General features: G+C 66.6%; 29 protein-coding genes and 1 pseudogene. 9 read left to right on the forward strand and 21 right to left on the reverse strand.

Annotation, left to right across the window (positions count from 1 at the left end; all coding sequences use genetic code 11):
- Positions 1–17: 17 nt before the first annotated feature.
- Together PKD89_RS06210 and PKD89_RS06215 are read right to left on the reverse strand one after the other, a co-directional pair.
- A complete protein-coding gene (locus PKD89_RS06210) occupies positions 18–953 on the reverse strand; it encodes an MBL fold metallo-hydrolase (RefSeq protein WP_324332320.1) in 936 nt (311 codons plus the stop codon).
- A gap of 95 nt (positions 954–1,048) precedes the next feature.
- A complete protein-coding gene (locus tag PKD89_RS06215) occupies positions 1,049–2,503 on the reverse strand; it encodes a glycoside hydrolase family 27 protein (protein ID WP_289010240.1) in 1,455 nt (484 codons plus the stop codon).
- 66 nt (positions 2,504–2,569) lie between these two features.
- Here PKD89_RS06215 and PKD89_RS06220 point away from each other — a divergent pair, with 66 nt between their 5' ends.
- The gene (locus tag PKD89_RS06220; RefSeq protein ID WP_287380421.1) at positions 2,570–2,800 is read left to right on the forward strand and encodes a hypothetical protein; all 231 of its coding nucleotides are present in this window, start codon (positions 2,570–2,572) and stop codon (positions 2,798–2,800) included.
- On the opposite strand, the gene PKD89_RS06225 is transcribed toward PKD89_RS06220, so the two are convergent.
- The 4 genes from PKD89_RS06225 to PKD89_RS06240 all read right to left on the reverse strand — a co-directional run bounded on the left by PKD89_RS06225 (position 2,797) and on the right by PKD89_RS06240 (position 5,656).
- The gene (locus PKD89_RS06225; RefSeq protein WP_289010241.1) at positions 2,797–3,183 is read right to left on the reverse strand and encodes a hypothetical protein; all 387 of its coding nucleotides are present in this window, start codon (positions 3,181–3,183) and stop codon (positions 2,797–2,799) included. The genes PKD89_RS06220 and PKD89_RS06225 overlap by 4 nt on opposite strands.
- Positions 3,180–3,785, reverse strand: coding sequence for a nucleotidyltransferase domain-containing protein (locus PKD89_RS06230; protein ID WP_287380418.1), 606 nt, complete (start codon positions 3,783–3,785; stop codon positions 3,180–3,182). Before PKD89_RS06230 ends, PKD89_RS06225 begins: the two co-directional genes overlap by 4 nt.
- Positions 3,786–3,840: 55 nt before the next feature.
- Positions 3,841–4,209, reverse strand: coding sequence for a DUF1971 domain-containing protein (locus PKD89_RS06235; RefSeq protein WP_287380416.1), 369 nt, complete (start codon positions 4,207–4,209; stop codon positions 3,841–3,843).
- Between the two features lie 88 nt (positions 4,210–4,297).
- Positions 4,298–5,656, reverse strand: a complete 1,359-nt coding sequence (locus PKD89_RS06240; RefSeq protein ID WP_287380414.1) for an adenosylmethionine--8-amino-7-oxononanoate transaminase — start codon at positions 5,654–5,656, stop codon at positions 4,298–4,300.
- Here PKD89_RS06240 and PKD89_RS06245 point away from each other — a divergent pair.
- Entirely contained in the window at positions 5,624–6,235 is a 612-nt protein-coding gene (locus PKD89_RS06245; RefSeq protein ID WP_287390173.1) for an AAA family ATPase, read from the forward strand. The genes PKD89_RS06240 and PKD89_RS06245 overlap by 33 nt on opposite strands.
- Positions 6,236–6,312: 77 nt before the next feature.
- On the opposite strand, the gene PKD89_RS06250 is transcribed toward PKD89_RS06245, so the two are convergent.
- From PKD89_RS06250 to PKD89_RS06280, 7 genes are all read right to left on the reverse strand, one after another.
- Complete coding sequence (locus PKD89_RS06250; RefSeq protein ID WP_289010242.1) at positions 6,313–6,921, reverse strand: hypothetical protein; 609 nt, start codon at positions 6,919–6,921, stop codon at positions 6,313–6,315.
- 156 nt (positions 6,922–7,077) lie between these two features.
- Complete coding sequence (locus PKD89_RS06255; RefSeq protein WP_289010243.1) at positions 7,078–7,881, reverse strand: siderophore-interacting protein; 804 nt, start codon at positions 7,879–7,881, stop codon at positions 7,078–7,080.
- Positions 7,882–7,972: 91 nt separating this feature from the next.
- Positions 7,973–8,515, reverse strand: coding sequence for a hypothetical protein (locus tag PKD89_RS06260; protein ID WP_289010244.1), 543 nt, complete (start codon positions 8,513–8,515; stop codon positions 7,973–7,975).
- 130 nt (positions 8,516–8,645) lie between these two features.
- Entirely contained in the window at positions 8,646–9,002 is a 357-nt protein-coding gene (locus tag PKD89_RS06265) for a DUF427 domain-containing protein (RefSeq protein ID WP_289010245.1), read from the reverse strand.
- Positions 9,003–9,119: 117 nt separating this feature from the next.
- Positions 9,120–10,904 (reverse strand): flavin-containing monooxygenase, encoded by a 1,785-nt coding sequence (locus PKD89_RS06270; protein ID WP_289010246.1) that lies wholly within the window; start codon positions 10,902–10,904, stop codon positions 9,120–9,122.
- 187 nt (positions 10,905–11,091) lie between these two features.
- A complete protein-coding gene (locus PKD89_RS06275; RefSeq protein ID WP_289010247.1) occupies positions 11,092–12,126 on the reverse strand; it encodes a MaoC family dehydratase in 1,035 nt (344 codons plus the stop codon).
- Positions 12,127–12,302: 176 nt separating this feature from the next.
- Positions 12,303–13,109, reverse strand: coding sequence for a nucleoside phosphorylase (locus tag PKD89_RS06280; protein ID WP_289010248.1), 807 nt, complete (start codon positions 13,107–13,109; stop codon positions 12,303–12,305).
- A gap of 206 nt (positions 13,110–13,315) precedes the next feature.
- Between PKD89_RS06280 and PKD89_RS06285 the strand changes: the two genes are divergently transcribed.
- The 3 genes from PKD89_RS06285 (at position 13,316) to PKD89_RS06295 (ending at position 15,019) form a co-directional block, all read left to right on the forward strand.
- Positions 13,316–13,981, forward strand: coding sequence for a DUF2975 domain-containing protein (locus tag PKD89_RS06285; protein WP_287380398.1), 666 nt, complete (start codon positions 13,316–13,318; stop codon positions 13,979–13,981).
- Entirely contained in the window at positions 13,981–14,211 is a 231-nt protein-coding gene (locus tag PKD89_RS06290; RefSeq protein WP_289010249.1) for a helix-turn-helix domain-containing protein, read from the forward strand. The genes PKD89_RS06285 and PKD89_RS06290 overlap by 1 nt, the downstream gene beginning before the upstream one ends.
- A gap of 184 nt (positions 14,212–14,395) precedes the next feature.
- A complete protein-coding gene (locus tag PKD89_RS06295; RefSeq protein WP_289010250.1) occupies positions 14,396–15,019 on the forward strand; it encodes a class I SAM-dependent DNA methyltransferase in 624 nt (207 codons plus the stop codon).
- A 63-nt stretch (positions 15,020–15,082) separates the two neighbouring features.
- On the opposite strand, the gene PKD89_RS06300 is transcribed toward PKD89_RS06295, so the two are convergent.
- Positions 15,083–15,571, reverse strand: a complete 489-nt coding sequence (locus tag PKD89_RS06300; RefSeq protein ID WP_289010251.1) for a hypothetical protein — start codon at positions 15,569–15,571, stop codon at positions 15,083–15,085.
- Between the two features lie 215 nt (positions 15,572–15,786).
- Between PKD89_RS06300 and PKD89_RS06305 the strand changes: the two genes are divergently transcribed.
- Positions 15,787–16,416 carry a peroxiredoxin gene (locus PKD89_RS06305; protein ID WP_289010252.1) on the forward strand — a complete coding sequence of 210 codons (630 nt, stop codon included), beginning with the start codon at positions 15,787–15,789 and terminating at the stop codon, positions 16,414–16,416.
- Between the two features lie 93 nt (positions 16,417–16,509).
- Here the strand turns inward: PKD89_RS06305 and PKD89_RS06310 are convergent, their stop codons facing one another.
- The 6 genes from PKD89_RS06310 to PKD89_RS06335 all read right to left on the reverse strand — a co-directional run bounded on the left by PKD89_RS06310 (position 16,510) and on the right by PKD89_RS06335 (position 23,865).
- Positions 16,510–17,787, reverse strand: a complete 1,278-nt coding sequence (locus tag PKD89_RS06310; RefSeq protein WP_287390191.1) for an acetyl-CoA hydrolase/transferase family protein — start codon at positions 17,785–17,787, stop codon at positions 16,510–16,512.
- A gap of 244 nt (positions 17,788–18,031) precedes the next feature.
- Entirely contained in the window at positions 18,032–18,784 is a 753-nt protein-coding gene (locus tag PKD89_RS06315; protein ID WP_289010253.1) for a helix-turn-helix domain-containing protein, read from the reverse strand.
- A gap of 176 nt (positions 18,785–18,960) precedes the next feature.
- Positions 18,961–20,535: an SDR family NAD(P)-dependent oxidoreductase gene (locus PKD89_RS06320; protein WP_289010254.1), complete on the reverse strand. Its 1,575-nt coding sequence runs from the start codon at positions 20,533–20,535 to the stop codon at positions 18,961–18,963.
- A 70-nt stretch (positions 20,536–20,605) separates the two neighbouring features.
- Positions 20,606–22,150: an MFS transporter gene (locus PKD89_RS06325; RefSeq protein WP_289010255.1), complete on the reverse strand. Its 1,545-nt coding sequence runs from the start codon at positions 22,148–22,150 to the stop codon at positions 20,606–20,608.
- A 98-nt stretch (positions 22,151–22,248) separates the two neighbouring features.
- Complete coding sequence (locus PKD89_RS06330; protein ID WP_289010256.1) at positions 22,249–23,358, reverse strand: ScyD/ScyE family protein; 1,110 nt, start codon at positions 23,356–23,358, stop codon at positions 22,249–22,251.
- Positions 23,359–23,577: 219 nt separating this feature from the next.
- Complete coding sequence (locus PKD89_RS06335; protein ID WP_287390199.1) at positions 23,578–23,865, reverse strand: ArsR/SmtB family transcription factor; 288 nt, start codon at positions 23,863–23,865, stop codon at positions 23,578–23,580.
- A gap of 172 nt (positions 23,866–24,037) precedes the next feature.
- Between PKD89_RS06335 and PKD89_RS06340 the strand changes: the two genes are divergently transcribed.
- Both PKD89_RS06340 and arsB read left to right on the forward strand, forming a co-directional pair.
- Positions 24,038–24,460 carry an ArsI/CadI family heavy metal resistance metalloenzyme gene (locus PKD89_RS06340; RefSeq protein ID WP_287390201.1) on the forward strand — a complete coding sequence of 141 codons (423 nt, stop codon included), beginning with the start codon at positions 24,038–24,040 and terminating at the stop codon, positions 24,458–24,460.
- The gene (gene arsB / locus PKD89_RS06345) at positions 24,457–25,590 is read left to right on the forward strand and encodes an ACR3 family arsenite efflux transporter (protein ID WP_425591232.1); all 1,134 of its coding nucleotides are present in this window, start codon (positions 24,457–24,459) and stop codon (positions 25,588–25,590) included. Before PKD89_RS06340 ends, arsB begins: the two co-directional genes overlap by 4 nt.
- Positions 25,591–25,987: 397 nt before the next feature.
- Here the strand turns inward: arsB and PKD89_RS19925 are convergent.
- Positions 25,988–26,275 (reverse strand): annotated as a pseudogene (locus PKD89_RS19925) (GNAT family N-acetyltransferase); the annotation flags it as partial.
- Positions 26,276–26,455: 180 nt separating this feature from the next.
- Here PKD89_RS19925 and PKD89_RS06350 point away from each other — a divergent pair.
- Entirely contained in the window at positions 26,456–26,869 is a 414-nt protein-coding gene (locus tag PKD89_RS06350; protein ID WP_287380370.1) for a DUF7144 family membrane protein, read from the forward strand.
- Positions 26,870–26,883 lie beyond the last annotated feature (14 nt).

Raw genomic sequence — 26,883 nt, forward strand, 5'->3', positions numbered from 1 at the left:
TACCCGAGGGCAACCCCCTACGCTGTTGAGCCCGTCACAGTTTGGAGCGGCTGGAGCAACCGCACCGGCAGGTTGGGGTCGACAGCGGCGACCTCCTCGACGAACCCACCCAGGTTGACGTTGAAGGAATAGCCCATCTCGGAGTCGACCGGACGGAAGAAGTCGTCGTGATGGTGGGCAACGATCAGGGACGGGTCGAATGCGGTGATCATCCGGCGGGTGAAGTTGGGCGACCACATGCGGCCGGCGATCCCGCACAGCAGCACGTCGACATCGCCGGTGGTCACCTCGTCGTCGGCCAGGTCGGCCGAACCCTGGTGGTACAGCGTGATGCCGGCGACCTCGATCGTGATCCCCCACACCTGGCCGCACCGGTACTGACGACCGCCCAGGTCGTCGAGCGAGTCACACGTCAGCTCGCCGTCGCTTGGCACCTTCAGGCCCGCCAGCAGCTTCGAGTGCAGGCTCGGGGTGAACGAGATGGTAAATGGACCGACCTCGTAGCGCCGGCGCGGCTCGACGACCACCGAGCGCTCAGCCAACCCGAACAAGCCGAGCAGGTGGTGCACCGACGCCGAGCCGTACACCGGGCAGCCGTGGACGGCGGCCAGGTGCGGCACATCGACCGCATGGTCGAAGTGGCTGTGGCCGACGAGCACCGCATCCGCATGCGGGATCAGCCGGTCGACCCTCGCCGCATCGCTGCGCAGCACGCTGTTGAGCGCCAGATCCCCGAGGGGTGCCCGGGACAGGTAGGGGTCGATCACGATCGTCGTCCCCCCGTATGCCAGACGAAACCCGGCCGTGCCCAGCCATTGGAGCTCCAGGCCTGCGGGCAGGTCGACGCCGTGGCGTTCCCAGTTGAGGTCGGCCTGCACGCTCGGATCGTTGCGATGACGGACCGAGTCGATCATCGCCGAGACGCCGGACGGGGTCATGCGCCGTAGGTCCATGTGTGAAGGCATCCTCCGTCATCGTTCAGGTCCAGAAGCTATCCCGGACGGCCCGTCGACGAAGCGTCGGCCCAAGGTTTGCGGCTGCGGCGCCGTCACCCAGTTCGGCGACAGACGTAGGCCACCGACGCGAAGGGCCCCAGCTCCACGTCGAGGCGATCCAATCGGCCGACGTCCTGCATCCGCCAAACGTCCCGGACCTGGGCGGTGCCGTGCCAGCCCACCTGGCTGAGCGGCACGCGCACCCGACGCGACCGACGTCCCATGTTGGTGATCGACACCGCCATCGATCCGTCGACCAGCGGCTTCGCCAACACCCACGGCCGGAAGCGTGGCGAGACCTTGCGCGCCTGGACGCCCAGCTCGTCCTGGTTGATCGCCAGGATCTCGGGATTGGTCAGCAACCGCCGATCGAATTCGCCGGTCGAAGCCAGGTCGTGGGAGGTGAGCAACGGCGCCGCCATCATCGACCACAGCGTCATGTGGCTGTGGGCCTGCACGTCGGTGATGCCGCGAAAGCTCCACACCTTGGGCCGGGGCCCCTTGGGAAGTCGCAGCTCGCCGGTGCTCTTGCCCCGACCACGGTTTCCGACGAGCAGCATGTCGGGATCGTTCCAGTGGCCCGGCCGGGCGAAGCGGTTGAGCTTCACGTTGCGGGCGGCGAGACCCCGCACGCCGAGGGGCAGCCAGGAGTACGAGTCGAAAATGTCGCGCGTGGTCCGCCAGTAGGAGCCGCCAAGATCGGCCGCCCAGCGCCACGGTTGGCGCAGGCCCCATTCGCACACGCTGAACACGATCGACCGGTCGGCCCCGGCGAGCGCCCGCCCCATCGCCCCGTAGCGTTGAATGGCAGCGTCCCGACCGACGGGGGCATGGCAGTAGTCGTACTTCAACAGATCGACACCCCACTCGGCGTAGGCCTCGGCGTCGACCTGTTCGTGGCCGAGGCTGCCGTAACACCCCCCGCAGGTGAGCTCGGCGGCGTCGGAGTAGATGCCCAACTTCAGGCCCAGCTCGTGCACCCGTTCGGCCACCGGGGCCATGCCCCCGGGGAACGTCTTGGGATTGGCCAACGGCCGACCGTCGGCGGCACGCCCGGCGGCGTGCCAGAAGTCGTCGATGTTGATGTAGGAGTAGCCAAGGTCGCGCATGCCGGTGTCGACCATCGCCTGGGCCACCGCCAACACCACCTCGGCGCTGACGGCCGAGCCGTAGACGTTCCAGCTGTTCCAGCCCATCGGCGGGGTGAGCGCCAGCGTGTCGCCCACGCAGAGGGTGACCGACTCGGCGATCGACCCCAACTCGTTGGACGCAGCCATCGTCAGCTCATGGTCGCCCGGCTGTGCCGGGGCCGTTCCCCTGACGATGCCGTCGCCGTCCACGGTAAGCCCGTCGGGCAGCCCAACGACCTCGAAGCGGAGCGGGCGCTCGCCGGTGACGGCGAGCGGGTGGATCAGCTCGGTGCCCGGCCGAACTCCCACCCGGCGGGCACCGTGCATCTGCGGAGGCCCGGTGAACGGGTCGAACGCTGCGAGGTGGGGGGTCGGCATTTCGCCGACCATACCGATCCGGCGCCTGAGCACCTCCGATGTGATGACGCCGCCCACCCTGTGACCGTGCGCAACCTGGCCGATGTGGTGGACACCGACGTGCCCGGCGGACGGCTGATCACGGCAACGGTGGCCTCCGCCGGTGACTACCGGCTGAGCGTCCGACGGGTCGACGTGGCTTCTCCCAAGGGCGTAGCGCCGCTTCGACCAAGCTTCACCGGCCGACCGCCGACGTCATCCCCTCCCCCGCCCTCCGCCGATCACCATTGGCTCAAGAGCCTTCCCGGAGATCACTAGGTTTCGAGGCGACGATTCGCCCCGGTGACGAGCTTCTTTGCCCACTTCACGCAACTCAGTGCAACCGAATTGCTGATGTCGTCGCTCTCATAGGCTGCCTGCGTTTTGCGGTCGAGTGAACGCTTGAGCGCTGCGGCAAGGCTTGCATCGACCTGACGAAGCAGATCGACCGCCGCTCCGTGGTCGCTATCGGCCGACCGCTCCCCCAGCGCCGAGCAGGTAATCGCGTCGGCCGCAGCGATCGACGCGTGGATGGCATTGGTCGCCACCACATCAGGGGCATCGAGCAGTTCGGCAGCTTCCAAGAACTGCCGGGCGTCGACCAGCCGCTGCCGTGCGCGCGTCTGATCGCAAGGCTTGCGTATCCCTTTGGCACGACTCACGATGCTCGCTCCATGCCGATGGGCGTTCGGCTGACAAGCACCACGCCATCGTCACGGATCTCGGCCACCAGCGGGTTCCTGGCTGTTACGAGTTCGGCCCACGACTCCTCGCTGTGTTCAACCACTTGGAGCTCGTTGCCGGTCCAACCCAAAACGTCGGCATGCAGCTGCGCCAACTGGTCGTGGAGACCGGCCGCTCTCACGTCATCGACCACGATCAAGACATCAATATCCGATCCGGCGTGCGCGTCGCCCCGCGCGACCGAACCAAAAAGCCATGCGCCGCGAAGGTTCTCCCAGGTCAACATCCGGTCCCGGAGGCGCCGAATGAGTTCACCGCGAAGCCCGGCAAGAGCGAGGACGTGGGGGACGGCGAGGTGTTGTGGATTCAGTTCCACCAATGAAGCCCGGCCCGCTCGACTCTCAGAGACGATGCCGGCGACGATGAGCTCGCCGAGCACCTCGGTGGCATTCGATGGCGCTACTTCTGCAATCGATGCCAGCTTGCGGCGGCTGATCGGCTGCTCAAGCCGAGCGAGGTGCTGGAGCAAACGACCGCGCACACCCGCAGCAACATCCGAAAGCGGTGCGCTGAGGTCCATGCACACAACTTAGCAAGATATGCCCGGAAATACGATCATATGATCGGAATATCGATCATTCGGGGTCGATGGGGCCCGGCGATCCGCGCAAGCCGGTCGAGAACGTCACCGTCTCCCGATCCGCCTCTTCCTCGGCTGAGGGCCGGTAAAACTCGACGACGAAGGTCGCCGGCTCTCCCAAAACAACGTGGTGGAGCCGCTGCGGCGGGATGACCACGTTGCCGCCATCGGCAACCGTGATCAGCTCGTCGGGCGTGTCCTCGAAGACAAACCCGGCCGAACCGGAATGCATGACGAGCCGTGCCCAGACGCCCTCGGCCACTTGGTGCGCCTTGAGCAGCCCGGCGGGGGCAGTGTCGTTATCGAACACCTTGGTGGTGCGGGTGAGCTCGAGACCGTCGGGAAGCGTGGGAAGGCTGGACATGGCGTTGGCTCCTTCGATGGGGGCTGCCCATCCTGGCAGGTGGCATCCGCACGCTCGTGATGCACCCGGCACCCCAGGCGTAGGCCTCTCAGGCGGGAGGGTGCGCCTCGGCCACCGCCCGCATCGCCGTGCAGATCGCAGCGATCTCGTCGTCGCTGCAGATGTAGGGCGGCATGGCGTAGACCAGGTTGCGGAACGGCCGCAGCCACACGCCGGCATCGATGGCAGCTGCCGCGGCGCGTCCCATGTCGACCGGGCGGTCCAGCTCGATCACGCCGATGGCGCCCAGCACCCGCACATCGCTCACCTGCGGCAGGTCGGCGGCCGCCGCCAAACCGTTCGACAGCGATCCCTCGATGCGCTTCACCGAGGTGCGATAGTCCGAGGACACCAACAGATCGAGGGAGGCCACGGCCGTGGCGCAAGCCAGCGGGTTGGCCATGAACGTGGGCCCGTGGGCCAGCACCGGCACCTCGCCGGACGAGATCGCCGTCCCCACCCGATCGGTGCACAGGGTGGCGGCCAGGGTCATCATGCCGCCGGTGAGCGCCTTGCCGACGCACATGATGTCCGGGGTGACCCTGGCCCACTCGGCGGCGAACATCGGCCCAGTGCGCCCAAATCCGGTGGCGATCTCATCAAAGATCAACAGCACGCCGTGGTGGTCGCAGCGGTCGCGCAACACCTGCAGGTAGCCCGGGTTGTGGAAGCGCATGCCACCGGCGCCCTGAACGACCGGCTCGACGATCATCGCTGCGAGCTCGTCGCGATGGGTCTCAAGGGCACGATCGATCTCGACAACAAAGGCCTCGTCGATCGGAGCGTCGAAGCCGGCCGGCGGCTCGGAGACAAACCGCTGGGCGGGCACCACCCCGGACCACATCGAGTGCATACCGCCATCGGGATCGCAGGCGGACATCGCCATGAACGTGTCGCCGTGGTAACCGCTGCGCCACGTGAGCAGTCGGTTCTTGTCGGGCTGCCCTTTGGAGCGCCAGTGCTGCAGCGCCATCTTGACCGCCACTTCGACCGCCACCGAGCCCGAGTCGGAGAAGAACACCCGCTCCAGCCCCGGGGGCGTGAGCGCGACCAGCCGACGTCCCAGCTCGACCGCCGGCCCGTGAGTGAGCCCGCCGAACATCACGTGGCTCATCGACTCCAACTGGTTGCGCGCCGCTTCGACCAGGGCGGGGTGGGAGTATCCGTGAACCGCCGCCCACCAAGATGACATGCCGTCGACGAGCGAGCGTTTCTCCCCGTCCGGGGTGCGCACGTTGAGCCGGCACCCCGATGCCGAGGTCGCCAGCAGCGGCGCCGGGGTGGCGGGGATCGACGTGTAGGGGTGCCACAGGTGCGCCTGGTCGAACGCCACAGCTTCAGCCGGCCCAAGGCGCCCCAACCGTTCGAACGAGCGGTGATCGGTACCTGCAGGGCCATCGATGGTCATGGTCACCAGTATGGGTGGAGCGCTCCCACCGGGCGGCGGGCAAGACTGGGCACTATCGCACTTCTCGTCGTCATCACCGGCCCGATCGCTTCGGGCAAGTCGACCGTCGCCCGACTCCTCGCAGCAGAGTTTCGACGCGCAGGACGCTGCGTGGCGACCGTCGACATCGACGACACCGTCGAGATGATCGGCGGCTTTGGCACCATCACCGACGAGCGCTTCCGACAGGTTCAACGGGTGCACGGCAAACTCGTCGCTTCCTGGCTGTGCCAGGGCATCGACGTGATCGCTCATGGGCCCTTTTACGAACCTCGCGAAATCGATGCGTTGCTCGAGGCACTCCCTCACGGGACGAATCCGAACTGGCTCGTCCTGGACACCACCTACGAGCTCGCTCTCGACCGGGTTCAGGCCGATCCGAACAGAGACCTGTCCAAGGACCCAGCGATCCTGCGGCTCGCCTACGACCGGGCGGAAGCGCTCCGGCCAGGTCTGCCCCCGAACCGCTGGACCTACGACACGTCGGAGGTCACGGGCGAGCAGATCGCCGCTGACGTCGCCGGCAGCTTGATGGAGTAACGACACCCATGCCTGGTCTGGGTGTCTTTACTTCACCCTGTACGAACTAAACGCACCCAGTTGCACCGTGGGTGTCGTTACTGTCGCGCTGAGGCCGGGTCCGGACGGCCGAGCCGGGCTTCGAGATCCGCCACGCCGATGGCGGCGACGGCGTCGATCAACGCATCGACTGCGACGGCCGACGCGGCGGTATCCCCTGCCGGCGTCAGCAACTGCAGCACCGTGACATCCAGCTCGGCGTCGTGGCGCATGATGACGTCGGCGCAGGAGTCGAGCGAATCGAGTGCATGGACCGCCATGGCCTCGCCCACTGGCGCCGCCACCACGTGACGCCAGAAGTCCTCGCACTCCACCCGGAGGATCCCGCCCGGCATCACGGAGCCGGCAACGCTCGACCCAATGTCGATCCTGGGCTGTTCGGAGCCTCCGACACCCAACATGGCGATCACCTTGCCCTCCCGTCGAAGCTGGGTCGCCTTGGCCACCGCCCGGCGAAACGTGCAGACGGCCATGGCGGAATGCCCGAGCTCCGGGAACGGTGGCCAACGAACGTCGACCACGACCCCCCTGGCGGTGCGCACCCGGGCGGACACGTGAGGGACCGAGGCGAGAATCGCAGCGGTCGTTCTCAGGGCATCCAAGGTCCGGTCCGAGGTCGGGGCTCCGTCGTGGTCGCATGAACTCATCGGTTGTTCCTCCTAGCACGAGGCGCCGGTGACCCCCCGAGATCGTCGATGGGTCAATGTTAAGCGCACCTAACCTTTGAGAACAAGCCGATCACAACAGGCGCCGCTTGCGCCCTCCCAAGCGCTCATGGCCGACCACAGCAGCCGGAACGATGCTCAGACGTCGGCCTCCATCTCGGCCACCCAGGCCTTCTTCACCTGGCGCCAATCCTCGTCGGTGAAGCGACATCGCCAGTAGGGCGAGGCCGACAGGTGCTCTTTGGGCACGTGGCGGTCGGCGAGCAGGTGGCGGCGCACCGCCCGAGTCTCGCTGGCCTCGCCGTGCACGAAGCCATCCACACGCCCCTCCGGAAAGGTCAGGTCCTCCAAGGCTCGGAGTTGCTGATCGTGGTCGTGCGCCTCCGGGTCGCGGTGCAACCAGATCGTCGTCAGGTCCGCTTCGAAGTTGAGGTTGAGGTCGAGTTCACACTCGGTGCCCTCGACCAGGACGACCGCCACCACCGGACGCCCGGCCGGAATGTGCGGCAGCGATGCGGCGATCGCCGGCAACACGGTCTCGTCGCCGACGAGCAGGTACCAGTCGGCCTCCGGGTCGGGCAGGTACGAGCCGGACGGGCCGAGAAACTGCAACAGGTCGCCCACCTGGGCGGATCGGACCCACGACCCGGCGTACCCGACGTCGCCGTGGGTAACGAAGTCCAGCGTCAACAGGCGCTCTGCCGGGTCCCAATCCCGGACGGTGATTCGCCGACCTCGCGGACGTTGCGCAGTCGGTAGCGCCCGAGCCTCGTCGACGTCGAAGGGCGTCGAGTAGGGCGCTCCGTCAGGCACGAACTGGGCGTTGATGTACTGGTCGCTGAATGGAGTCGGCTCGAAGCTGGCCAGGCCGTCTCCGCCCAGGGTGACCCTGATCATGTTCGGCGTCAGCTCTTCCAGCCGCTCGACGCGTCCGTACTGCATGGGGATACTCAATGGTCTCGCCTCCGAGAAACGCTCCACCAAACTGTCTATTAGGTCAGCCTAACGCACGATGGTTTCGCGCTACCCCGGGTCAATCGGCCCGGTTGGGCGCTCCACCGACCGACCGCTTCCAGGCCCGGACAAACCGTCTCGCTGCCAGCGGGGATATCATCCCAGCCATCAGGCGGACGGCCGACCCGTCCCGAAACCGCAGTTCAATGCGGCCGAATTGAAAAAGCCGAGGCGACCAGGAAATTCCCGCGACCGAGTCAAGCGGCCGCTCCCAGCCAACCGTCGGCGCTTTGCTCGGCTTGTGGTTGACGACGAGCATCCGTGCGTTGGTGAGCACCAGGGTCGTCATCGCGACACCGCGCCCGTCGGAGCCGACGAGAAATGAAGCGTCGGTGCCCTGCCGGGCGTCGAGGCTGACCCCGCCGATGAGGCGTTCGGTGGCCCGGTTCCATGTAGGCACGTCGAGGCCGTCGAACGGGTCGAAGCTCACCCGGTCGTCGGTCGGCTGGGCCGTCAGTTCCTGGCCGGAGCTGTAGATAAACGAGAGGGCGGCCTTGACGTCCTCACCCGGTACACACAGCGCAGCGAGTTCGGTGTCATACACACGGGCCGGATCGAGCATGAGGCGAGTCTGTCACCCGGGGCGAGGTGCCTTTGACCGTGACCCAACAAGGGTCGACGGCCGGTCGCAGCCTTGCTCTCGACCGTTGACCGGCCGAGCGTCGGACGAGGGAGAACCCGACTTGCGCGGGTCAGACGGCGACGCCGTCGACGAGGATCTCGGCCCTGTCGGCGAAGAACGCCACGCGGCCCTCGATGTCCTCGGCGCCCTCGTTGGGCTCTTCGTAGCTCCAGGCAATCGCGTCGTGGGTGCGGTCGCCCACCTCGATCGTCCAGTACGACGCGTCGCCCTTGAACGGGCAGTGGGTGCTGAGCTCGATCGGCCGGGCCTCCGAGCGAAGGTCGTCCTTGGGCAGGTAGTACGCGGTGGCCAACCCGGTTTCCTCGAGCAACACCGGCCTCCGGGAATCGGCGACGAGCTCACCGCCGAGGCGAACCTCGACGTGGACGTCCTCGGCGTGCGTGCTGATCGTGTGTCCTTGGCTCATGGCTGGTGCAACGCGGGCACCGACCGGGCTATTCCGCAATCAACCGGCCAGGACCGGAGCAACCGGGTGCGCTTGTGCTCAACCATCGAGCCGAAGCGCACCCGTTCGCACGGTTGTTCAGGCGTCCTCTGCGCTCACCACGACGGTGCCGGGCATGTCGCCCGCGTCGCGCCATTCCTCCAGGTACGCCACGTAGTTCATCAGGTTACCGGGGTGAACGATGTTGCGGGCGGCCTCCATGCTGCGGGCGCCCTCGGAGTTGCCGTAGCTGGGCGTGCACTTGGCCGCGTAGCGACCGAAGCCCTTACCGGCCTCCCAGAGCGTTGCCAGCCAGGCCTCCTCGGCTTCTTCGGTGGCCTCGATCGAGGTGATGTTCTGATCTTTGGCGGCCCCGATGATCGAGGCGATGTGGTTGGTGGACTGCGACAGGTAGTGGGTGAAGTTGAGCCCAAACCCCGCCTGAACGAAGTGGCAGATCAACAGGTTGGGAAACCCGTGGGTCAGCACGCCGTGCAGGGTGTGTGCCCCATCGGCCCAACGCTCGCTGAGCTTGACGCCGCCCTTGCCCACCGGGTCGAAGCCCAGCCGGCTGACCAGTCCGGTGGTCACCTCGAAGCCTGAGGCGTAGATCAACAGATCGAGTTCGTACTGGGTGCCGTCGACCACGGGCCCTTTGGCGTTGACCTCCTGCACACCGCGTCCGTCGGTGTCCACGAGGTGCACGTTGGGCTCGTTGAACGCTTCCAGATATTCGTCGTGGAAGGTGACTCGCTTGCAGTGCTTGCCATACCAGGGCTTGAGCTTTTCGGCGGTCTCCGGATCGTCGATCACGTCGTCGATGCGGGCTCGCAGCGTCTCCATGACCTCGAAGTCGTGCTGTTCGAGGGCGGCGGCCTGCTCCGCCGTTGTCGGCTCGCTCTGGGTGTCGGTACCCCAAATCTTCGACCACTCGTCGCCGACCAGATCCTTCTCGGGGTGCTCGCCGCTGACGACCGAGGTGAAGCTGGCCTGACGCTCGGCCTGCCAGCCGGGCTCGAGGGTCTTCCACCACTCGGGGTCGGTGAAGCTGTTGTTGCGCACGCCCACCGAGGACGGGGTCCGCTGAAAGACGTAGACCTCCTTGGCGGCGCGGGCGAGCTGTGGCACCACCTGGACCGACGTTGCGCCGGTGCCGATGATGCCCACCCGCTTGTCGGCCAAGGCGTCCATCGGCTCGGTGGGGCTGCCGCCGGTGAAGTCGTAGTCCCAACGGGCGGTGTGAAAGGCCCGGCCCTCGAAGTCCTTGATGCCCTCGATGGCAGGCAGCTTGGCCTTGTGCAGGATGCCGCCGGCTGTGACCAGAAACTTGGCGGTGAGTTGGTCGCCACGGGTGGTGGTGACGTGCCAGCGCGACACATCCTCGTCCCACACCGCTGTCTCAATTTCGGTCTGGAACAGCGCGTGGGGGTAGAGGTCGAAGTGGCGACCGATGCGCTGGGAGTGCTCGAAGATCTCGGTGGCCGGGGCGTAGCGCTTGCTGGGCATGTAGCCGGTCTCTTCGAGGAACGGCATGTAGATGTACGACTCGACGTCGCACTGGCAGCCCGGGTACCGGTTCCAATACCAGGTGCCGCCGAAGTCGCCCGCCTTCTCGACGATGCGAAAGTCGGTAACGCCGCGGTTGATCAGGTTGACCCCCAGCATCATGCCGCCGAAGCCACCCCCGACGATGACCGCTTCGGTCTCCTCGACCACCGGGTCGCGGGTGAAGCCCGGCTCGACCCAGGGATCGTGGTCGTACTCCTCGTAGTCGTCGGTCAGCTGTGCGTACTGCGCCAGACCGTCGGCGCGCAGACGCTTCTCGCGCTCGCGCTTGTAGCGTTCGCGGGCGGCTGCGAGGGCGTCATCGTTGGGCTGCGACATGACCTGGGAATCGTTCAAGGGGACCTCCGGGCCAAAGTCTGCCCGCTGACGCCAACGCGGGCACGTTGGGAACCGGTCAGCTCACTGGTTATGTGGCACGCGGCCGACCCTCGACACGGCTGTGCCGGGTCGCTAAGCGCTGGGCCACGTCTCGCCCGTCGGCCGACCGCACCGCAGGACGAGGCCTTTAGACCGGGATCAGGACCCAGATATCGAGGTCCAACAGAACACCAGCGGCGTACTTGCCGTCCTCGCCGCGCAGCGTCATCGACTCGTCGCGACCCTTGGTGGCGACGAGCCGCAGGCGCAGCGCTCCCACGCCGGGGGCTGCGGTCTCGGCCTTGTCGAGCACCTCGGACCAGGCGTACACCGTGTCGCCGGCGAAGGCCGGAGCCGTGTGGGCCCCGGCGTTGACCGCGGCGATCAGCTGGGCGTTCGCCAGGCCGTTGAAGGAGAGCGCACGGGCCATCGAGATGATGTGACCGCCGTAGACGAGGCGTTTGCCGTCCGGACGGGCCTCGGTGTTGAAGTGCACTTTGGCCGTGTTCTGCCACAGGCGGGTGGCCATCATGTGCTCGGCCTCGCTGAGCGTCACGCCGTCGACGTGATCGATCTTCTCCCCCACCTCGTAGTCGCCCCAGCGGTACGGCTCCCCGGCGGCGACAAAGTCGTATCCGGTGAAGTCCAGACCGTCTGGAACGATCAGGTCCTCGGCTGCGACCGAGGCGGCCAGCTCGGGCACCACCGGGTCGGGCGCGGGTGCGTCGGCGTCGCGCTTGTGCACCATCACCCAGCGGACCCAGTCGATCGCTACGTCACCGTGCTGGTTGGTGGCGGTTGAGCGCACATAGACCACGCCCGTCTTGCCGTTGGAGTTCTGCTTGAGGCCGATCACCTCTGAGCTGGTGCTCAGGGTGTCGCCGGTCAGCACAGGGCGGCGAAATCGGCACTCGGCATAGCCCAGGTTGGCGACCGCGTTGAGCGACACGTCGGGAACGGTCTTGCCGAACGCGATGTGGAAGCCGATCGGTTCCTCGACAGGAGCCTGTGGCAGCCCACACGCTTTGGCGAACTCAGCCGAGGACGGCAACGCGAACCGGGTGGGGTAGATCGCCCCGTAGACGGCTCGGTCGCCGTCGGTGACCGTGCGGGGCGTGGCGTGCTCGATCACCTGGCCCAGCGTGAAGTCCTCGAAGAAGTTGCCCGGGTTGGTCTTGGTCATCTCGTCCCTTGCTCGATGGTTGGAGCCAGCGCATTCGCAAACCATCAACTTACAAACTCCCACGAGCGGTGGGCTAGAGCCCGGCCAGGGAGCGCGCACATCATGCTCACGCCGGGGTTTCGCGTCGCAGAGCGAACCAACTCCCCACGGGAGGGTCTCCCACGTCGTCCGCAGCCTCAACGGAGCGCCCCGACGACGGCGGAGACCAGTTCGAGGGCGTCGTGGGCGCCCCCGGCGTCACCCTTCTCAAAATCATTCCCGTCGGTCGCCATCGTGTTGGTGACGTGAGCAAAACACATCACGTCCCGCTGTTGGGCCGTCGCAAAGGCGTACAGGGCAGCCGCCTCCATCTCGACGGCGGCGATCCCCCGCGACCTTGCATCAGCGATGGCTTGTTCGGTCTCCCGGTAGGGGGCATCGGTCGTCCACGTCGAGCCGGTGACGACGCCCTGGTCAAGGCCATCGATCCGCCCGCCCAGCCGATCGAGGAGGCGCTGCGGGGCGGCAGCCCAGTCGCCGGGCGGGAGGTAATGGTGGCTGGTGCCCTCGTCGCGCAGCGCCCGATCGATGATGATGAAGTAGGGCGCCTCGGCGAGCGGCGTGATCATTCCCGACGAGGTCACGCTGACCAGCAGCTCGCAGCCCGACACAAACAGCTGCTCGGCGATCAGCACAGCGAACGACGCCCCAACTGCGCACCCGATGACGCCCACCTCGGTGCCATCGAGGTCGAACGTCCACAGCTCCGTGTGGTAGCAGGCCCAGCCCGGATGCCGGACCGCCCTGCCGGTGTCGGTCAGGTGGCGGACGATGTCCCCGTCCGGGTCGAGCAGGCACACCGCCGGGACATCGACCTCAGCGCGGCCGAGTTGGCGGCGACCCTCCCGCAGCAGGTTGGCCGGCTGAAACACCGACGGCTGGTCGTAGCTCTTAACCCGCAACAGCGGGCTTGCATGATCACACTCGAGGGCACGGTCGTTCACTGAAAGGCCTTCGGATCGGCGGATGATGGCGACTTACAGCCTGCCACCATCCCATTGGACCCCACAGACTCGGGATGTCGAATGCGTCGCCACTGCACACTTACGCAACCCTTGACATATCGAATATCAATAGGTCATGATCAGAGCACGTCATATCGATCATCGATATGAGCAGCGTACCAGGCGCTGGACCCGGAGGAGTAGCGATGACCGCCAATGCAAAGTCCGGCACCAACTACTCTCGCTCGGTCAGATGGTTTGAGAGCGTCCTGGTGGCGGGCATGCTTTTGACGTGCATCGGCATCGGCAGCATCGCTCTCGACCGGCCGGCGCTGGGGTTGTTCGGCGACGGACATCCGTTCGTTGATGCCGAACCAACGTTTCCCGTCGAATTTGGGGACGACCAGGCAACGATCGTTTCCGACAACGAACAAATCAACCCCGCGTACAGCCAGGCACCCGTTGAGATCGGCAAACCGGTCAGCGCACGGTTCACCTTCAGCGACCCGAGGCCAGACCAGCGGGTGATCTGGGTGATCTGGCAGGTGTCCGGTCCGCTGCTGGTGCTCGCCGGACTCTGGCTGGTGTACTCGATCGTCCGCTCAGCGCGCCTGGGCGATCCCTTCGTCGCCCGCAATGAGCGGCGACTGTGGACGCTGGCGGGGCTGATCGCCGTCGGCGGAACTGGCTATTCGATGCTGACCGGCGTGGCGGAGATGCTGCTGCTGCGCCGATCCGCTGCCGCCGGCCTCACCGAGATGGTATTCACCGTGTCGTTCCTGCCGCTCGTCGCCGGTCTGGGCGTCGCCGTGCTCGCCTGGGTGTGGCACGTCGGGATCAGCTTGCAGGACGAGGTAGCGGGGACGATCTGATGCCGCCGGAGGAACCACACCGGGTGCGCTGCCACCTCGATCGACTCCTCGACGAGCGGGGCATGACCCTGACCGTCCTGGCGGAAACGGTTGGCATCACACCGGTCAACCTGTCGATCCTGAAAAACGACCGGGCCAAAGCGATCCGGTTTTCCACCCTCAGCGCCATCTGCGAGGCGCTCAACTGCCAGCCGGGCGACCTGTTCTCGGTCGAGCGTCCACCCAACTGACCAACCAACCTCGGTGACCAACCAGCCCCGCCGACCACCCAGCCTCGGTGACCAAGCAGCACCGACGAGAACACGCTTGACCAGGCCAGGTTGCATGGTCCGTGATGGCCCCCTCCCCGCTCTGTTACTCGGCCGGTCCGTAGTGTGGACAGAGCCAAGCGACCCGAAGGAGCAGCGAACGACCATGAGTTCTTTTGACGACAAAGCCGCCACGTGGGACGACGAAGCCAAGATCGAGCGGGCTCGTGCGGTCGCCGATGCCATCGCGGGAGCGGTGCCATTGGAGCCGTCCATGCGACTGTTCGAGTACGGCGCCGGCACCGGCCTGGTGGCCGAGCAGCTGGCGTCGAGGGTCGGACCGATCACGCTGGCCGACCCGTCGGCGGGCATGCGCGAGGTTGCGAGCGAAAAGGTGGCAGCCGGGTCATTGCCCGCCACCACCCGGGTGTGGGGCACCGACCTCGCCACCGAGGGGGTGCCCGAGGACCGCTTCGAGCTGATCGTCACGGTGATGACCTTGCACCACATCGCCGACCTACCGCCTGTGCTTGCCGCTTTCGCCGAGATGCTCACCGACGAGGGACATCTGTGCATCGTCGACCTCGAGGCCGAGGACGGATCGTTCCACGCCGACACCGACCACGACTCCGGCGTCGGCCATGCCCACGACGGCTTCGAACCGGACCAGTTGGCCGCCAGGCTCGCCGACGCCGGCTTCACCACCGGCGTGGAGCGCTCGATCCATCACGTGACCAAGGACGGGCGGGCGTACCCGTTGTTTCTGGCGGTATCGGTCAAGCAGCCTTAGCGAGGCCGCACCTCGGCCGGCCGGCGTGCCTCAATCGACGGCCGCACTGCATGCTTCGATCGGTTACCGACGGGTGCACACCTCGATCTCGAGACGGTCGCCGTCCTCGATCTCGGCCTCGAACTCCACCTTGGTCCCGTCGTCGGAGCGCAGCTCCACCTCCACCTCGTCGTCATCGTCGTCGTCCACGTCGACCGTCCAGCCATCGGCCTCGTTGACCTCGACCAACTCCAGCGTGGAGCCATTGCGGGCCACAACCACCGTGCCGGCATCACCGAGGTCGTAGCGACCGTCGTCGCGCTCTTCGAGATCCTGGCACTCCTTGGAGGGTTTCGACGACGTGCTCGCTCCCTCGGCGACCGTCGTCGACGGCTCATCGACCGTGGTCGTCGCGGCATCCTCCGCAGTCGTCGTCGGAGCATCGTCCAGCGTCGTCGAGGTCTCGACGGTCGATGTGGTGACCTGTTCTGAGGTCGTCCCGGAGGACTCCTGGTCCGTGCCGTTGCTGCAGGACGCAGCGACCAACATCACCAGGGCCAGAGCTGCCAACATGGTCCTGTTGGTGACAGCAGCAGGGCTGAACGCACGTTTGGTTCGGTCCGCTGGGGAGCTGGGATGCGGGTTCATGTCGGCCTCCTTCGGTCTCGATTCGAGACTAACCACGGAGGCTCGCACTGCCACGGCCACCTGTTGGAGAGGCGACCTGCCTAGTCTGGACTGCGAATACACGGCTGCAGACCAGCAGCAACCAACGAAAGGACGTTTTCATGGGCCTTCGCCTCGGAGACACCGCTCCAGATTTCACCGCCATGACCACCGACGGAGAGCTCTCCTTCCACGAATGGAAGAAGGGTTCGTGGGCGGTCTTTTTCAGCCACCCGGCCGACTTCACCCCGGTGTGCACCACCGAGCTGGGCCGCACCGCCGCCCTCGGGGGCGAGTTCGAGAAGCGCAACACCAAGGCGATGGCCATCTCGATCGACCCGATCGAGGATCACCACGCCTGGGCACCGGACATTGGCGAGGTCACGGGTACCCCGCTCAACTTCCCGATCGTTGCCGACCCCGACCACAAGATCGCCGAGCTGTACGACATGATCCACCCCGGCGAGGGTGACACGTCCACCGTCCGCTCGGTGTTCATCGTCGATCCCGAGGACAAACTGCGCCTCATGCTCACCTACCCCAAGTCGGTAGGCCGCAACTTCGACGAGATCGTCCGCGTGATCGACGCACTCCAGGCCACCGATGCCAACCCCATCGCCACCCCGGCCGACTGGAAGCCCGGCGACCGCGTGATCGTGGCCATGGGGATGTCCACCGAGGACGCCAAGGAAAAGTTCGAGAACGTCGAGGAGTTCAAGCCCTACCTCCGTTACGCAGACGCCCCGAAGTAGCGAGCCGAAGCCGGGAGCGTTCGGTTGGGTCGTGCCCAACCGGACGCTCACCGTGCTCGACCGATAATCCCACCGGGGCCCCACGCACTCCGGTTAAAGGAACAGCCCCAGTGTCCGGGCATCGCGTGTGAGGTTGTCCCGCACGGACGGGTCGGCGACCGCGATCAGGGCTCGAGCTCGATCAGAGAGGGCCTTGCCCCGAAGCTCTGCGACGCCGTGCTCGGTGACAACGTGGTCCACCGTGTTCTTCAAGGTGGTCACCACCGATCCGCTGGCGAGCGACGGGACGATGCGGCTGCGTCCATCCCGCGTCAGCGATGGGGTGACGATGAACGCCTGGCCCTCATCCGCGTACATCGCGCCGCGGGCAAAGTCGGCCTGTCCACCCGACGATGACCAGTAGCGCCCGCCGATCGTCTCCGATGCGCACTGACCCATCAGGTCAACCTCGGTGGTGGCATTGACCGAATTGAACCGGCTCATCCGGGCGATGACGCGAGGATCGTTCACAAAGTCAACGCCAAGCACTTCGACAACCGCATTGTCCTCGAGCCAGTCGTAGAGGCGTCGGGTGCCTAGGCAGAAGGTGGTGACCACCCTGTTGCGTCGCACCTCCTTCTCCACCCCGGTGACCACACCCTCCTCGACCAGATCGACCATGCCATCGTGAAGCAATTCGGTATGGATGCCCAGGTCACGGTGACCGCGTAGACCATCGAGCACTGCGGAAGCGATCGACCCGATGCCGATCTGCACCGAGGCCCCATCGGGGATCCGTTCGGCGACCAGCGAGGCGATGGCACGGTCGATGTCGTTGGCCTCGGAGCGCGGCACCTCCACCAGAGGACGCTCGGATTCGCACCAGCCCGCCACCTGGGAATGGTGCACCACGTTGGCCCCCCGGGTTCGAGGCATGTACGGCGTGGCCTCCAGAAAAATCGGCACCCGGCCGATGAGGCCCGCTACATAGTCGGCGTTGGTGCCCAGGCTGAAGTAGCCGTGCTGGTCCGGCGGCGAACAGGCGGCGACAACCACCGTGCACTTGGTGCTTCGGCGCAGGATCATCGGCACCTCAGAGAAGTGGTTGGGCACGAGATCGATGGTGCCCTCCCAATAGGCGGGCCGGGTGATGTGGGACAGGAAGTAGGAGACGTGGCGCAGCCGGTCGCCGTAAGCGCCGTGCATGTAAGGCCGATCGTGGAGAGCGTGCATCTGATGGATGCGTACGCCCTCAAGTCGATCTGCGCCGGCCTCGATCGCATCGAGGACCGTCGTCGGCTCGCCGTTGGCGAGGGGCACGATCACGTCGGCGCCGGGTGTCAGCAGGTCGAGCACCGCATCGGCAGATACCGGGGGCGAGAGGGAGATCATCGGGTGAGGGACGCAGGTCGAAGCATGCTGGCCACCCTAGGACGCGCTCTCGGCGTGTCGAACCCGGCGATCCGTCGACGGCCCGTTTCCGCCCGCCGACGGCCCACAGCTCGACAGTTCGGCACGTCCCACCAAGTCGGGAGCCCAAACGACCGCCAGAGCGCAGTGTGCACTCCCCAGTTCGGTCGTGGAGCCGGACCAGCCTCAGCCCCGCCGTAAATGAGCCCCGCAGTCGATGAGCCGGTTAGCTGATGGCTGCCCGCATGGACCCCAGCAGGGCGACAAATTCGGTCAGCTCGTCAGGGTTGAGCACCGCTAGATCGGCTCCAAAGGCGCGATCGGTGGCCGCTTCGGCCTCGTCCCAGGCTTGGCGGTCTGCCTCGCTCGGTGTGGGTCGCGGTTCGGGCCACCCGAAAACGTCGGCCATGCCCGGCGACTTGACCATGAACGCAACGTACGGATCGAGACCGCTCCGACGCACCTCGGCGACATGACAGGCGAAGCGCAGTTCGCGTAAGGCGTTCACCCGATGCACAGCGAGCTCACGCACCGACTCGGGCTCGGGCAGGCGACGCCACCCGTCGAAGATGGTGGTCGTCCCAGCGTCTGCGGCAGCAACGACCCTGCCTGCCAGCGCAGCGGTTCGCTCGTAGTCAACCCCGTCGTCCGGCAGGTGTTTTGCGGCCCAGGTCTGGGCGGCCTGGGCAAAGCGCACTGCCGATTCGTGCCGGCTTTCGACCGTGGCCGCCTGCGTCCAGCCAGCCTCCACCGATGCGGCTGGAAAGAAGCAGAACGCCTCAACCACATCGCCGACGGGCACGTCACCCAGCACTCCCCCGCGTCCGCCGAAGTAGAACGCCAGGCCCTCATATCCCACGGATGCCGCTGCGACATAGTTGTCCATGTCCAGCATGAACATTGCGCCGATGGCACCGATGTCGTCGGCAGAGTCCCTCGACGCCTGCATGGATGGTGAGTCGTCGGTCATGTTGCTCATAGCAAGCGAGGGTATCCCTGCACCCGCCGTTCTCGCTGGTCCGTAGTCGGGAGCTGAAACAACCGTCAGAGCGCGCCCCGCACTCCCGAGTTCGGCACCCCCACCCAAGTCGGGAGCTGAAACAACCGCCAGAGCGCGCTGCGCACTCCCGAGTTCGGCGCTGGAGGTGCGGCGGCCTACCAGTCGGTGGGCCGGTAGTCCTTGAGGAACTGTCCCCACACGTGGGTGCCGGTGTTCATGCCGTCGATGATCGGGTCGACGATGCGCGCTGCGCCGTCGACGATGTCGAGCGGGGGATGAAAGCGGTGCTCGGCCCGCTTCTCCTCGGCCTTGGCAACCGGGTCCTCGTCGGACACCCAGCCGGTGTCGACGCTGTTCATATGGATGCCGGAGTCGTGAAAGTCGGTGGCTGAGGTACGGGTCATCATGTTGAGCGCCGCCTTGGCCATGTTGGTGTGGGGGTGCTTGGTCGTCTTGAAGCGTCGGTAGAACTGACCCTCCACCGCCGAGACGTTGACGACGTGCTGGTGCGCGCCCGGGGCGGCCTCCAGCAGCGGCCGAAGCCGGGCGTTGATCACGAACGGCGCGATCGCGTTGACCAGCTGGGTCTCGAGCAACTCGACCGACGACACCTCGTGGAGCAGGAGGCGCCACGAGTTGCGATCCCGCAGGTCGACCTGCTGAAGGTCCTGATCGAGACGACCCTCGGGAAACAACGCCTCCCGGGTGTCGTCGCCGGTGCGGTGCTCGTCGGGCAACAGCGGCACCTGCGACAGCTCGGCGGCCTGCGTCAGTCCCGCTACCGCTGAGGAAGCACCTTCGGGTTCGGCCGTCGCCAACGCTGCGCCGGTCGGGTCGGCCGGCAGCATCTCGTAGCGGCGAAGCCCCTCGTAGGCCCCGACCAGCGCCAGCACGTCCGGCGACAACGACTCGAGTGCGGCGGTCTCCCCCTCCATCATGTGGCTGTAGAACCCCGGGGGTCGGCGGACGGTCTGACACGCGTTGTTGACGATGAAATCGAGCCGGTCCCTGGTCTGGAGCACGTGGGAGCAGAACGCCTCGACGCTGGGCGTGTGCCGCAGGTCCAGGCCGATGATCTCCAGGTTGTCGCCCCACTCGGCGAAGTCCGCCTCGGCGGCGTAGCGGGCCGCGGCATCGCGGGGGAAGCGGGTGGCGACGATCAGCTCGGCACCGCAGCGCAGCAGCTTGATGCCCGCCTGGTAGCCGATCTTGACCCGACCCCCGGTGAGCAGCGCCACCGTGCCCGACAGGTCGGCGGTCTCGCTGCGCTTGGCGTAGTTGAAGGCGGCGCAGTCGGGGCACAGCTGGTCGTAGAAGTGGTGAACGCGGGAGTACTTGGCCTTACACACATAACAGTGCTGAGGCTCGACGGTCTCGCGGAAGCGGGCATCAGCCACGTCGGCCTGCTCGAAGCCAACAGGTGGGAACACGTTGGGCGTCGTGAACACCGGCTTGGCCCGCAGGGTGCGGATACCGGTGCCGGCGAGCACGTCGTCGTCGCGGCGGAGCTTCTCGGCCCGCTGGGCCTTGCGCCGAGCCTTGACCCGCAAGCGGCGTTCGTCAGCATCGCCACAGAACACATCACCCGCGGCGTTCAACAGCGCAGTGCGTTCCTCAACCGACAGTGAGGCCAGCAGGTCCTTCGACCCGGCGACCCGCCGAAGGAGGTCGGTGGCGTCGAGCAGCTGCGCCCGCAGTTCGTCGTCGTGAGATGAGGCCGGTGCGGTCACCGCTCGACTGTACCGAGCGGCCCCTCCGCCCCGGCACTCCGATCGGCCTGCCGAGGCGCAAACGGCACGGTCAGCGTTGGGCTGCTGTTGGGACGCTGGGGGCGGTCGCGTCCTTCGGTCTATCGGCCAGACGAGAGCGAAGCGCCCACGCAGCGACCACGGCCAATGCGACGACGGCGACCAGGGATGCGGCACGAACCCCGTCGACAAACGCTCCGCGTGCCGCTTCCAGCAGCGCCGGGCCGGCTGGATCGCCCAAACGTTCCGACGCTGAGATCGCAGCCCCGAGTGTCTCGCGGGCATCGGCGAGATCGTTGGGGCCGATGCCCGTCGGCGAGCCCAGGTTGGCGCGATACACCGCAATCATGATGCTGCCGAGCACGGCCGTGCCGAGGGCGATGCCGAGCTCGTTGGCGGTCTCCGACACGGACGCACCGGCACCGGCACGCTCGGCGGGGATGGCGGCCATGATGCCGTCGACGGCGACGGTCATCGCCGCACCGAGACCGGCGTTGAGCACGATGACCGCTGCGGTGACGATCGCCGTCGACCCGTCGGCACCCACCTGCGCCAGCAACACAAACCCGACGGCGCCGCACCCGAGCCCGGCGGCGATGACGGCAAAGGGACCCCACCGGCGGGCAGCGACCGGGGCCAGAAGCATGAAGACGATGGTGGCGGCGACCGCCGGCAACAACTGAACGCCGGCCCGGAGCGGAGACAGGCCGACGACGAGCTGAAGGTGCTGGGTGACGAAGAACATCGTGCCGGCGAAGCCGAAACACGCGACGAGGTTGCCGGTCACCGCCATGCGGAACTTCGGCACGGCGAAGAGCGAGACGTCGATCATCGGATCGACGAGACGACGCTGACGCCGGACGAACACGACCCCGGCGGTGATGCCGATCGTCAACGCGACCATCGCACTGGCCGACCAACCACGCTCGGCGACCAGCTTGACCGCAAAGACGGTGGGAAGCATCGCCACCATCGACAGACCGGCGCTCACCAAATCGAATGCCCCTGGGTTGGGGTCCTTCGATTCGGGAACGAGCCGAGGCGCCAACACCGCCAGGAGGGCGGTCACCGGAATCCCGACGGTGAACACCGAACCCCACCAGTAGTGCTCAAGGAGAAACCCTCCGACGATCGGGCCGAGGGCCGTGCCCGCCGCAAAGGCGGTTGCCCACAGCGCGATCGCCGTCTGCCGCTCGCGCGGATCGATGAAGACGTTGCGCAGCAACGACAACGTCGATGGCATCAGCGTCGCCCCCGCCACACCGAGCAGAGCGCGGGCACCGATCAGCATGTTGGCGTCGGTGGCGAACGCCGCCAACAGCGAGGCGGCGCTGAACGCAACGGCGCCGGCGACGAGCAGACGTCGCCGACCGATGCGATCCCCCAGCGACCCCATCGTGATCAGGAGCCCTGCGAGGACGAACGAATAGATGTCGACGATCCACAACAGCTGAGAACTCGACGGCTGCAGCGCCTCGCTGAGCTGAGGCACGGCGAACCCCAGGATCGTCGAGTCCATCGAGATGATCAGCACGGGAAGGGTGAGCACCCCGAGCGCCCACCAGCGGCGCTCGTGGGCTGCCGGGTCGACGCGCACCCGCCGACTCTAACGTTCGAGCGGTCCGGCGCTCGGGGGCGCTCCCACATGGAGCGCCCCCTGGTGCCAGACCACGTGACCGCATGGGGATGCGGTGGTCAGCCGCTGATACGCAACAACCGTCCGTTGCCGAAGACCCCGTCGGTCACGTGGACCGTGCCAAAGGGGCCGACGTCGACGCCGCCCGGCTGGCTCAGCTGCCCTGGGACCAGCTCGGTGCGGACGCCGCTGCGCGACACCTTCTCCAGCACAGCGGGTGGGAAGTTGCCGGTATCGAAACCTTCCTCAAAGGCCCCGACGCCCCCGGCGGCGAGTTGATACACGTACGTCTCACCGGTCCACGGGTTGATGTCCAGGTCCTGAATGGCGGTAAAGCCCGTCATCGCCGAGGAGCATCCGCTGGTGGCGTTGGCGGGGTTGGCCGAACACACCGCACCGTTGGAGCGGGTGTCGATCTTCCACACCCTCGAACTACCGGGTCGGAACGGGAAGCCCTTGAGCTCGCCGACATACGCCCACCGCCCCACGACGGCGATCGACGTCGGCACCGCCTCGGTCGGCAGCGCTGGCGGGAGGTTGGGATCACCCAGGTGATCGGTTGAGATCGCCTCGGTGTCGAATCGAGCCACCGTGCTGATGTGACCGCTGCGGGTGATCCGCAACAGATCGTTGTTGGCGGCATCGGCGACGAGCGCGTCGCCATTGCTCAACGCAGCTACTCCGTACGGGTTCGACTCGGTGGGATCATCTTCGAGGTCGGAAGGATCCGGGTCACCCTGCTGGTAGGCGGTGATGTCGGCCACCGGCAGGAACGTGCGGTCGAACGCCCCCTTGCGGTAGAGCATGCGGGGAGAACCGTCCTGCGCGTCGCTACCCAGCCCCCAGAGCGACCCGTCGTGAGCAGCAGCAACATCGATCAGGCCGATCGGGTCGCTCAGCTCGATCGTTTTCGGCTGGTGCCAAAGTGATCGGCTGTAGGAGAGGACGGGGCCGGGAGGCCCGAAGGCCCCCTGAGCGACGATCGGCTGGCCGAAGAAACTGTCGAGACCCTTCGGCGAACTCAAACCGTCCAAGAGCACCGTCGCCGACGACCCCTGGCCGCCACCGCCCGGCGGTGGTGCCGGCGCCGAGCATGCGAAAAGTACTAAGGCAGCGAAGCCAACCGCGCCGAAACGCAGCAGCCGTCGCCATGGGAAGACGCTGTTCATAATGTCCCTTTCCGTCTCTGTTGTTGCGACGGCGGGAGACGCCGGAGCGCGCAGAACCAGCGGTGCTACGCGCCGCCGCCCCCCGCTTGCCCCGATGTCCCGTCATCGAGAACTTCATCCTGCGCCTGCCAACCGGTTGAGACAAGCGGTTCCTGGCGGGACAACGCTGGACGCAGGATGTCGCAACCGCCAAGTGGGACGACTCGAGGCACGCGGCACTCAGCCGCCGAGTACCTGGCTGACGAAGTTGGACCGTTTGGGCGACACCCTCCAATAGACCCAGCGGCCCCGCTTGTCGCCGTCGATCAAACCGGCCTCGGCCAGGATTCTGGTGTGGTGGCTCACCGTCGGCTGGCTCTTGGCCAGTGGCTCGACGAGGTCGCACGAGCACATCTCCCCAGCGGACGCGATCAGGCTGAGGAGCCTGAGGCGGACCGGGTCGCTCAGGGCCGCGTAGGTCCTGGCCAGCGAGGTTGCTTCGGCGTCGCCCAGCGGGACCTCCGTCACAGACGAGCAGCAGACGACCGGGGAATCCTTACGAATCCGGCCAGTAGCGCTCATCACGATCCTCCAACGCACCGTCGTCCCCAGATTACATTGACGAGCGTCGATGTATGGGTACGATGATCACATCGACAACCGTCAATCTACCCCACCCCAACGCCCGAGGAGCGCCCCCATGTCACGTGTCCAGCTCGCCCTGAACGTCTCCAACCTCGACCAGGCGGTCGAGTTCTACTCCAAACTGTTCAACACCGACGTGAACAAGCGCAGGCCGGGCTACGCCAACTTCGCCGTCACCGACCCACCGCTGAAGCTGGTGCTGATCGAAGGTGGCGACGGGGGCACCCTGAACCATCTCGGGGTCGAGGTCGAGACAGCGGAGGAGGTGCTCGCAGCCGAGGGACGTCTGACGAACGACGGGCTTGAGACCACCGGTGTGGACGACACCACCTGCTGCTATGCGCTCAAGACCGAGACTTGGGTCGGCGATCCCGACGGCGCCCCGTGGGAGGTGTACGTCAAGACCGGCGACGCCGAACAGATGGCCAACACCGTCATCGCCAAGGACGCAGGCGCGCCGTGCTGCGCCCCGCAGTGAGCGACACGTTGGTGGCCGACCCCACATCCACGGACCCAACCAGGCTGTCGACCCTCAACCGTTACCTCCCGGTCTGGATCGGCCTGGCGATGGTGGCCGGGCTGGGCCTCGGGCGGGCGCTGCCCGACCTCAACGACTGGCTTGACAAGATCACGATCGGCACGGTCTCGGTGCCGATCGCCGTCGGCCTGCTGGCGATGATGTACCCCGTGCTGGCCAAAGTCCGGTACCGGCGCATCGGCGAACACCTCGGCGATCACCGCACCCTCGGCCTGTCGCTGGTGATGAACTGGGTTATCGGCCCCGCCCTGATGTTTACGCTGGCCTGGGTCTTCCTCGGCGACCTGCCGGAACTTCGCACCGGACTGATCATCGTCGGGCTGGCCCGCTGCATCGCCATGGTGCTCATCTGGAACGACCTGGCGTGCGGCAACAGTGAGCTGGGCGCGGTGCTGGTTGCGATCAACTCGGCGTTTCAGATCGTCATGTACTCCGTGCTCGGCTGGTTCTACCTCACCGTGCTGCCCGGCTGGCTCGGCCTCGACACGCAGGCCCTCGACGTCGGTCTGTGGGAGATCGCCCGATCGGTGCTGATCTTTCTGGGGATTCCGCTCTTGGCCGGGTTCCTCACCCGCATGCTGGGCGAGAAGCGCAAGGGCACCGAATGGTACGAGCAGCGCTTCCTGCCCCGCATCGGCCCGATCGCCCTGTACGGCCTGCTGTTCACGATCGTGATCCTGTTTGCGCTTCAGGGTGAACAGATCACCGACCGACCCTTCGACGTCGCCCGGGTCGCCGTCCCGCTCCTCATCTACTTCGCCGTCATGTGGTTTGCGTCGTTCTTCTCCGGCTACCGCCTCGGCCTCCCCTACGACCGCAACGCCTCGGTCGCCTTCACTGCCGCCGGCAACAATTTCGAGCTGGCCATAGCGGTGGCAATCTCGGTCTTCGGGGTCACCAGCGGCCAAGCCCTCGCCGGCACGATCGGCCCGCTGATCGAGGTTCCCGTCCTCGTCGCCTTGGTGTACGTCGCTCTCTGGGCGAAGCGCCGCTACTACCCGGCCCCGGGGTCCGACCCGGCAACCGCCGACGCCTCCCAGCCGAGCACCCCGACGGATCGACGCCGCTGAGGTCGAGCGGCTCGACCTGGGGGTTCTCAACCGCACCGAAGCCGACGGGATCATGGGCGAACACGCGTGCCCGCAGGGCCCGGAATGTCGGATCGGTGGGTACAGCGCCCTCGGCGGCCAGGTAGTAGCCCTCGATCCACCGACCCCGGGTTGCACTCGGCAACGCTCGCTCGGACCCGGCAAGCAGGTCGACCAGCAACATGTGGTGCACTCGGGCGCCGGCCGGGGACAGGCGCGGCTGAACCCACGGGATGTCGAGCAACCGGGCGCCGTTGCGCTGGCAGAAGCGCAGCATGGCCACCGCTTGCTCGCCCGGACCCTCGACATGAAAGCGCGGATCGTGCACTTCACCCAGCACGGCCACGATCGCTCGGTCGGACCAGACCGATGCGAGGCGACCCATCAATGCAGACCCAACGCCGCGGCTGCGACCGTCGGGTCGCGCCGCCAGATAGTCGAGCTTGCCCACACCCGTTCCGTCCTCGGTGTACAGGGCGGCGCCGATCGGAACCTCGTCATCGACGGCGACGACCAACAGGCGGTGGGCCCGACCCCCCACCCCACCGGTGACGGCCCCGACCGAGGGCAGCTCGTCGGCGTCGAAGGACGGCCGGAGGATCGCATCGTAAACCTGACACACCAGCGGATCGGAGGCCTTCGGTTCCGGGATCTCGATCAGGTGCACATCGTCTACCGATCATGAGGCGCCGGACCGGCGCTTACCGGATGGCCATCGCCACGTTACCTCGCTGTCCGAAAAACCCTGGATGGCCAACGCTGTGATCACGATCACCCCATCTGGGCGACGACGAGACCGACCCCCCACCTTTACGGTCCTAGGAGTATCCAACACGGAGGAGAAACCATGACCGACACACGCATGACGCAGACCGAGGAGCGAACTGGCTGGACCGGCTGGATCTACTTTGCCGGGACCATGCTGCTCATCGGCGGCACGCTGAGCATCATCTATGGCTTCGTCGCACTGTTCAACGACAATTGGGTGGTTTTCGGCAACACCAACGCCGTCTTTCTGGACCTCACCGGATGGGGTTGGGTGCACGTCATCATCGGCGCCCTCATCGTGCTGTCAGGGTTCGGGGTGTTCACCGGCAACGTCCTGGCTCGGACGGTAGGAGTGATCGTCGCTGCGGTCAGCATGATCGCCAACTTCCTGTGGCTGCCGGTCTACCCGTTTTGGGCGATCATCATCATCGTGATCGATGCCCTCGTCATCTGGGCGCTGATGGTGCACGGCGGCGAGTTGCGCTCCAACTGACACCGGTCCGACCC

Origin of the sequence: Candidatus Neomicrothrix sp., assembly GCF_035329545.1 — a bacterium.
GTDB classification, from domain to species: domain Bacteria; phylum Actinomycetota; class Acidimicrobiia; order Acidimicrobiales; family Microtrichaceae; genus Microthrix; species Microthrix subdominans.